Source organism: Shewanella sp., assembly GCF_013214165.1.
GTDB lineage: Bacteria > Pseudomonadota > Gammaproteobacteria > Enterobacterales > Shewanellaceae > Shewanella.
The window spans coordinates 67,740-75,616 of record NZ_JABSSM010000008.1 but is presented as its reverse complement, the minus strand read 5'-3'; the positions used below and the strand labels follow the sequence as shown (position 1 = coordinate 75,616).

Below are 7,877 nucleotides of genomic sequence, written 5' to 3'. Positions count from 1 at the left end.
CTTCCTGTTTCCGCTCGACTTGCATGTGTTAGGCCTGCCGCCAGCGTTCAATCTGAGCCATGATCAAACTCTTCAATTAAAGTTTTTTTGATGCATTCCCTTTCGAAAATGACATCGGCTCAACGAAACTATGCCTTCACTTTTTAAAAAGTGAAAACAAAAAACTGTTTTTCATTAATCACTCTCTATAAAGAGGATGCCAATGAAGCTTACATATTTTGCTTCTTTGAATTTACTTTGCTTGCTCGTGAGAGTAAGAAAGTAGAAACCAAAGTCGCTATGGTCACTCAGCTTCTCTATTCCTTATAAAGGAGTAAGAGATTCGTCGAGTTAAATTTTTGATTACCTCGTGAGAGGCAATTTCGAATAACTCAACACCTGTGAGTGCCCACACAGATTACTTGATAAATTGTTAAAGAGCTTAGTGCTTGATAGCACTTCCGTTGACGCTAGGTCGCAGGTTTTTACTTACTTCCCAAAGCGTTCTGCCTTGGTTAGGGATGCGTATTCTACACTCCCGGCTGTTGGCGTCAAGGGCTTTTTTAAAAAGAATTTCAATCATTAAAAATGATTAAACCCTTAGCTCACTCGTTGCCCTGACTGGTTTCAGCTTTCGTTAAGAAGACCGGTTTACCGTGTCAGTGGATGCGCATTATAGGGAGATTCTACCAACGCGCAAGCCCTTTTTCTCCGTTATCGAATCATCCGCTGAAGTTTTAAACACCCGGTCAATTTAAGCCTGTTTTTCACCCTGCACACGTCGCTTTATTAGCCTTAAATTAAAATTACTTCACCATTAAGCTCGTTTTTTCGGCAACGGGCTAGTGTAATGCTAAATAATTCATTACCATATACCTGCTATTAACAGTTATTTATCAATTCTTCAGAGATCATATTTATGCAAAAGCCATTTCTTATTGTTTTGATTATCGCCATCCTTGGCGCAGTAGCGATTTATTTTGTCGCTCCCGAGTTAAACGCTGCAGTCGCTTTCTTTACTGGTGCTATTATTGCTAGCGTTATCTTTTCCCTAAAAGGCCAATCAACAGAAGCCGGTGATAATGCCGCAAGTGTTGAGCAATACACAGGTCCAACAATGACTCTTTATGTCGGTAATCTTCCTTACCGTGTACATGAAGGCGAAGTAAAAGAGTTATTTGGTAAGTACGGCCCTGTAAACTCAGTCAGATTAGTACGTGATCGCAAGACTGGACGTCGTAAAGGTTTCGGTTTCATCGAAATGTCGGAAGCAGGTGCACAAAAAGCTATGTCTAAGTTAAATGAGTTTGACTTCCAGGAACGTACCTTAAAAGTCAGAGAAGCTAAATCTCAAGATTCAGATAAGAGCGAACGTAACGAAAACGCCTAATCCTTAGGTGACAGGATATTAGCCGGTTTGTATTCTAAATTCTATTATGAGTGACTCACTCTTGAGCTTTTAGAAAAACCAAACTTGGCTAATGTCTTTTTCAAACCTTGCTCAATGCCTTCTGAGGTATAATAAGCTAGCTCAGTTCCATAAGGCGTATTTTCACCCTCTTGTTGCAGTTCTTCCCTGATCACATCTCTGTACTCATCATCTTGCTTACCCAGCACCAATTCCTGCTGAGTCTTAAGTATTAAGGTTAATACTCGTGCCGCAACCGCCTTTCCAGAATCTAGCAGTGATACCCGATCCCCGAGGTATTCTTGCATCTCCTGTTTAAGTATGGGGAAGTGGGTACAACCTAGAACTAATGTATCGAGTTTACTTTGATGAATTGGTCTTAATATTTGTGCCAATTCTTGCTGAGTCACAGGCTCACCAGCGGCCTTCTGTTCCGCTAGCATGACCAGTTCCGATGAGGCATACAGTTCGACCGAGCACCCACGGGCAAATTGATCGATTAACTCATGAGTATAAGCGCGCTTTATCGTACCGGGTGTAGCAAGCAGGCCTATGTGTTTGTTTCGAGATAAAAGCGCCGCAGGCTTGATAGCCGGAACCACACCAACAACAGGAATATTGAGTACCGCTCTCAGTGATGGCAATATGAGCGTGCTGGCGGTATTGCAGGCTATAACCACCATGGAGACCGATTGTTTTTGAACGAAATCAGTAATGAGCGAGACACAACCTGAAATCAGTTCCTGCTCTCCTAACTCACCGTAAGGTAAGCGAGCATTGTCGAACAAATAAATATAACTCTCATTTGGCAGTGCTTGTCTAATTTCATCAAGAATCGTTAAACCACCAATTCCTGAATCGAAAACGAGTATAGGTTTAGACAAGACACTTCTCCATTAACTAACGTGACCTTCACAGGCAATAGCCCTTACATTCTATAATGCTACAAGATGCTTTTAGAGGGTAAAATGCAATTTTCACACAAGATTCTATAAATCGAAAGCCAGAAACTGGACATATCAGTCATCTAGTATAATAATTCCGCCCCAAATTAAGCCAAGGTGATCAATAAATGAATTTAGCAGCAATGGATCCTAAGACCTATGATGCGCAACTCGAAAACAAGCGCATCAAGCTGGAACAGATATTCACAGACTTTGATACGCCAAGGTTAGAAGTCTTTGGCTCTGAAACCGCCCATTATCGTATGCGCTGTGAATTCCGCATCTGGCATGACGGTGACGACATGTATTACTACATGTTCGATAAAGCGCTAGACAGTAAGGTTCGTTGTGACCAATTTCTTCCAGCGAGCAATTTGATTAACGAGATGATGCCCGCCTTAATCGAAGAGTTAAAGCCTAACACCATACTAAGACATAGATTATTTCAAATCGACTTTCTCTCTACTCTCAGTGGCGAGATCTTAGTTTCCTTACTTTACCATAAGCAACTGGATCAGCAGTGGGAAGCAGAGGCTAAGGTCCTTAAAGAGAAACTGGCATCTAGATTCAAGGTTAACTTGATCGGTAGAGCCCGAAAACAGAAACTCATTTTCGATAAAGATTTCGTTGTTGAAAGCCTAAACGTGAACGGTAAACAGCTTCAATATCATCAAATTGAAAATAGCTTCACTCAGCCCAATGGTAAGGTCTCGGTAAAAATGCTCGAATGGGCAATAGATGTCACCAAGAACAGCACGGGTGATCTGTTAGAGCTATATTGTGGTAACGGCAATTTTTCTATCGCTTTAGCGCAAAACTTCGATCGGGTTCTCGCCACTGAGCTGGCGAAACCTTCGGTTCAATCGGCGCAATACAATATCGAAATCAACAATATCGATAACTTGCAGATCATACGTATGTCTGCAGAAGACTTCACCGATGCAATGGCTAAGAAGAGAAGCTTTAGACGCTTGGAAGGGATAGATCTAGACAGTTATAATTGTAATACCATCTTTGTTGACCCACCACGAGCGGGATTAGATTCAAATACCGTCAAGCTAGTTCAAGGTTATGAGCGCATCGTATACATATCCTGCAACCCTAGCACCTTAACTGAAAACTTGGCCGAGCTGACCAAGACACACAATATTACTCGCTTCGCTCTATTCGATCAGTTCCCATATACAGACCATATGGAATCAGGCGTCTTCTTAGAAAAAAAGTAAACTAAGAAAATATCTGCTAACTGCATCAATGATAAAGGGCCTAAAAGGCCCTTTTATTTTGCAGCAGACTCACTGCTATCTTCTATCCAATTTCTGTTGTAACGCTTCCGAGCCCTTGGCCACCATGCGTAACTGAATAACTAATCTATCGGCAAGTACTTTTCTATCGACTCGCTTCATATCCAATGCNGCCGCTCCGGCATTAAANACNAAGGTGACTAAGGCTTCGGCTTGAGCTCTGGCAAGTTCAGGNGTTCNNTTTGCCGTGGCNTCGGTATAATGAGTCAACTCAGAGATAAAATGCTCTATCTCACGNGCTACCGCCGCTCTAAAGGGAGCCGATGTGCCAGAACGCTCATGCAATAANATTCTAAACACATTCGGATTAGACTCTAGCACTTCCATAAAGGTATCNACTGAGATACGAATAACNCTNCCGCCNGCNTCGGCTCGCTGCCGTCCCTTACGCATCATCTGCCNNAGTGTTAAGCCACCTTCATCNACCATGGTCAAGCCTAGCTCATTCATATCTTTAAAATGNCNATAGAAAGAGGTTGGCGCTATTTTTGCCTCGCGAGCGACTTCCCGCAAACTTAGACTCGAAAAACTACGCTCAGCATTGAGTTGATTAAATGCGGCATCGACTAACGCCCTGCGCGTCTTCTCTTTCTGCTGTGCTCTTACGCCCGTCATGGTGGATCCGAAACTTAAGTATTATCCCGTGATGATACATTTTTTGACACTAAAACACAGCCCCTAACGAGTGTTTACGACTTGACCCAAATCGCTTAGCAAGCTAAATTAGCGTACAGATGTACGCTCAAAGCTAAACTGGATAGGAATAATGAACAAACCCCCGCTAATTTGGACTAATGTCGCCTTCTTTTTAATCACTTTTTTAGGCGCTGCCATACTCGTTCCCTGGTACGGCATGACACAGGGCTATGGCCTGACGGAATGGCTTGCTTTACTTGGTTTTGCTTTTGCCAGTGGCTTGTCGATCACCGCAGGTTATCACCGACTTTGGTCACACAAAACCTATAAAGCTAAGGCGCCGGTACGCTTCCTATTTGCTCTTGGCGGCGCGCTAGCGCTACAAAACAGTGCGCTGCACTGGTCTTCGGATCACAGGATGCATCATAAGCATGTGGATAATAATGAAAAAGATCCTTACTCGGCTAAGATGGGATTCTGGTATAGCCATATAGGCTGGATGCTGAGGGAATACCATGCTCAGCTTTATCATGATTACAAGAATGTTCGAGATCTGCAGAATGACAAGATAGTCATGTGGCAGCACAAACACTATCTAGCTTTGGTTATTTTGATGAACATAGGTTTACCCGCATTCTTAGGCTGGCTCAATGGAGATATTCTGGCAATGCTACTTATGGCAGGCCTGTTAAGACTGGTTGTTGTGCAGCACTGTACCTTCTTTATCAACTCACTGGCCCACGTGTGGGGAAGTCAGCCATATACGGATAAGAACACAGCACGTGATAATGGCTTTATCGCGCTGCTTACCTATGGTGAAGGCTATCATAACTTCCATCATATCTTCGAAAATGACTATCGTAACGGCATACATTGGTGGCACTACGATCCAACCAAGTGGCTAATCAACGCCTTAAATTGGTGTGGACTAGCAAAAGATCTGCGGGTCACTCCTCAGGAAAGAATTGAGAGTGCCAAACTCAAGATGCAACTGCAGCGCACCCAAGATCGCGTCTCGACACTCAGTAACTGTGATGAAGTGTTAGAGAAATTACAGGCAGAATACGAGATATTAAAATCTCATCTGGCTGACTATTATCAGGCAAAGAAAGAGCTGCTCGAAGCGAAGCGCAAACAGTTAGCCAACAAGCAATTAGCGCAGCAAGTCGACGAGATGAAACAACGTTTCGTTTTACAACATAGGAACTGGAAGCTACTCACCGCGACTTACGCTTAATTCTGTTATAAAACGGCTCGATCGCATCTCTATCGAGCCGTTATTTTTACAGGGATTCATCTGCTAGCTTACTTACCAATTGTCTCTATTCCCCCCAGTTCTCCTCACAGCCTTGATTCTAGTGCACTGCTAATTGAAGTAGCCTACCGATAGGTCTATCATGAGCGCCTAATTACCTTCTAAAGGGACTTTTGAGTTCATGTCAGAATCTACAATCAAACTTACCGAGTACAGCCATGGCGCAGGATGTGGATGTAAAATCTCACCAAAAGTCCTAGGAACGATATTAGCTTCTCAGCTTCCGGTGTTCGAAGATCCCAAGCTGTTAGTGGGTAACCAGACCCGTGATGATGCAGCCGTTTATAAACTCAACGAAGAAACTGGCATCATCAGTACCACAGATTTCTTCATGCCCATCGTCGATGATCCCTTCACCTTCGGTCGAATCGCCGCAACTAATGCCATCAGCGATATCTATGCCATGGGCGGCACACCTATGATGGCCATCGCAATTTTAGGTTGGCCGGTGAATACCTTACCGGCAGAAGTGGCTCAGCAAGTTGTCGATGGCGGACGCCAAGCCTGTGCAGACGCCGGCATCATGTTGGCCGGTGGTCATAGTATCGACTCTCCAGAGCCCATTTTCGGGCTCGCAGTGACCGGACAGATCCCGCTAGCCGAATTGAAGCAAAACGATACGGCTAAATCTGGCGACAGACTCTATCTGACTAAACCCTTAGGCATAGGCATCTTAACTACGGCTCAGAAGCAGAAAAAAATTGCGCCTGAAGATATCAACATTGCCGCCGATGCCATGTGTGAGCTGAATTTATTAGGCCCGGCGATCGCAAAAATTTCCGAGGTTAACGCCATGACAGATGTCACAGGATTTGGACTTGCCGGTCATCTTATCGAAATGTGCCTAGGGGCAACACTCAATGCCAAGATCAAAATTGCGGCATTACCACTATTACCTAAGGCGAAAACCTATCTTGAGATGGGTTGTATACCCGGTGGCACACACAGAAACTACGATAGCTACAGCGAGCATCTGCCAACACTCACAGATGAGCAGAAAGGCATTATCTGTGATCCTCAGACCAGCGGCGGTTTACTCATCTCGGTAGCGGCTGATGCCGAGCAAGAACTGATTAGCTTGCTAGCCAAGAATAATGTGCCGACTCAATGTATTGGTACTATGACAGATGCCTCGCAAACTCAGCTCGTGGAACTGATCTAATGAGCAAACATCTAGTCCCTAAGAGCGCTTACAGAGAGATCATGTTATCGGGTCAACCTATGATGGATGTCAGGGCACCGCTCGAATTTAACAAGGGCGCGTTCCCAAGCAGTACAAACCTGCCGTTAATGCAAGATAGCGAACGACAGAAGGTAGGTACTTGCTACAAGAAAAATGGCCAAGAAGCGGCCATCAAGCTCGGGCACTCCCTGGTTAAAGGTAAAGTAAAGCAGCAAAGACTAGATGCCTGGCTGGATTACTTTGACAAAAATCCAGGTGCATACTTGTATTGCTTTCGAGGCGGCCTAAGATCTCAGCTTACTCAACAATGGCTTCAAGAGGCTGGCTTGGAGATCCCCTATGTAGAAGGGGGTTATAAGGCTATGCGCCAGTATCTTATCGATGTCATCGATGAGGCTCCTCAACAGCAACCGGTATTGATTCTCAGTGGCATCACTGGCAGCGGTAAAACTGACTTCTTAGTCAAGCGTTCCGAGTCCGTCGATCTGGAAGGCATAGCCCATCACAGGGGATCGAGTTTTGGGCGTTACCATGAGCCCCAACCAACCCAGATCAATTTTGAAAACCGTTTGGCAGTGGAACTATTAAAACATCAGCAAAGAGATGAACGCTGTTTAGTCTTAGAGGATGAAAGCTTCCTCATCGGTCGTTCTGCGATACCCAAGACATTTTACAGCGCCATGCAAACGGCGCAGATCTTAGTGTTAGAGGAATCCAACCAAGATAGGCATAGCAGATTATTGGATGAGTACGTGCATAAGATGCATTCTGGCTATATAGAGCGCCTAGGTGAAGAGGCTGGCTGGCTCGCGTTTTCAGAGTACTTGAGCCTAAGTATCACGGGTATTAAGAAGCGACTCGGTGGTCAGTTACATGATGAGTTTCAGTCCATCATTGCCAACGCACTGAAAATTCAACAGCAAACCAGCAGTACAGAGGCTCACCTCGAGTGGATATCTATGCTACTCAACAAGTATTACGATCCTATGTATCTGTATCAACTAGACAAGAAGCAGGCTCGAGTGTTATTTAAGGGCTCCCATCAGGCAATGCATGAATGGTTAGACGAGTATTCGGCTCGCACATAATACCCAAACCAGGCCATGGT

At 44.5% G+C, this 7,877-nt stretch carries 7 protein-coding genes and 1 rRNA gene; 5 read left to right on the top strand and 3 right to left on the bottom strand.

Annotated features, from left to right (window positions below; all coding sequences use genetic code 11):
* Positions 1-79: ribosomal RNA gene (locus HRU42_RS04065) — 16S ribosomal RNA — on the bottom strand; the annotation flags it as partial.
* A gap of 819 nt (positions 80-898) precedes the next feature.
* On the opposite strand from HRU42_RS04065, the gene HRU42_RS04060 reads away from it, so the two are divergent.
* Positions 899-1,369, top strand: coding sequence for an RNA-binding protein (locus HRU42_RS04060; protein WP_295029063.1), 471 nt, complete (start codon positions 899-901; stop codon positions 1,367-1,369).
* 44 nt (positions 1,370-1,413) lie between these two features.
* On the opposite strand, the gene murI is transcribed toward HRU42_RS04060, so the two are convergent.
* Entirely contained in the window at positions 1,414-2,271 is an 858-nt protein-coding gene (murI, locus tag HRU42_RS04055) for a glutamate racemase (RefSeq protein WP_295029062.1), read from the bottom strand.
* Between the two features lie 188 nt (positions 2,272-2,459).
* Between murI and trmA the strand changes: the two genes are divergently transcribed.
* On the top strand, positions 2,460-3,557 hold the full coding sequence (gene trmA, locus HRU42_RS04050; protein WP_295029061.1) for a tRNA (uridine(54)-C5)-methyltransferase TrmA: 1,098 nt from the start codon (positions 2,460-2,462) through the stop codon (positions 3,555-3,557).
* 75 nt (positions 3,558-3,632) lie between these two features.
* Here trmA and fabR read toward each other — a convergent pair whose 3' ends face one another.
* On the bottom strand, positions 3,633-4,250 hold the full coding sequence (fabR, locus tag HRU42_RS04045; protein WP_295029060.1) for an HTH-type transcriptional repressor FabR: 618 nt from the start codon (positions 4,248-4,250) through the stop codon (positions 3,633-3,635).
* Positions 4,251-4,401: 151 nt separating this feature from the next.
* Between fabR and HRU42_RS04040 the strand changes: the two genes are divergently transcribed.
* The 3 genes from HRU42_RS04040 (at position 4,402) to mnmH (ending at position 7,857) form a co-directional block, all read left to right on the top strand.
* Positions 4,402-5,508, top strand: coding sequence for a fatty acid desaturase (locus HRU42_RS04040; protein WP_295029059.1), 1,107 nt, complete (start codon positions 4,402-4,404; stop codon positions 5,506-5,508).
* A 199-nt stretch (positions 5,509-5,707) separates the two neighbouring features.
* The gene (gene selD, locus HRU42_RS04035) at positions 5,708-6,748 is read left to right on the top strand and encodes a selenide, water dikinase SelD (RefSeq protein ID WP_295029058.1); all 1,041 of its coding nucleotides are present in this window, start codon (positions 5,708-5,710) and stop codon (positions 6,746-6,748) included.
* Positions 6,748-7,857, top strand: a complete 1,110-nt coding sequence (gene mnmH / locus HRU42_RS04030) for a tRNA 2-selenouridine(34) synthase MnmH (RefSeq protein ID WP_295029057.1) — start codon at positions 6,748-6,750, stop codon at positions 7,855-7,857. Before selD ends, mnmH begins: the two co-directional genes overlap by 1 nt.
* The last annotated feature ends 20 nt before the right edge of the window (positions 7,858-7,877 follow it).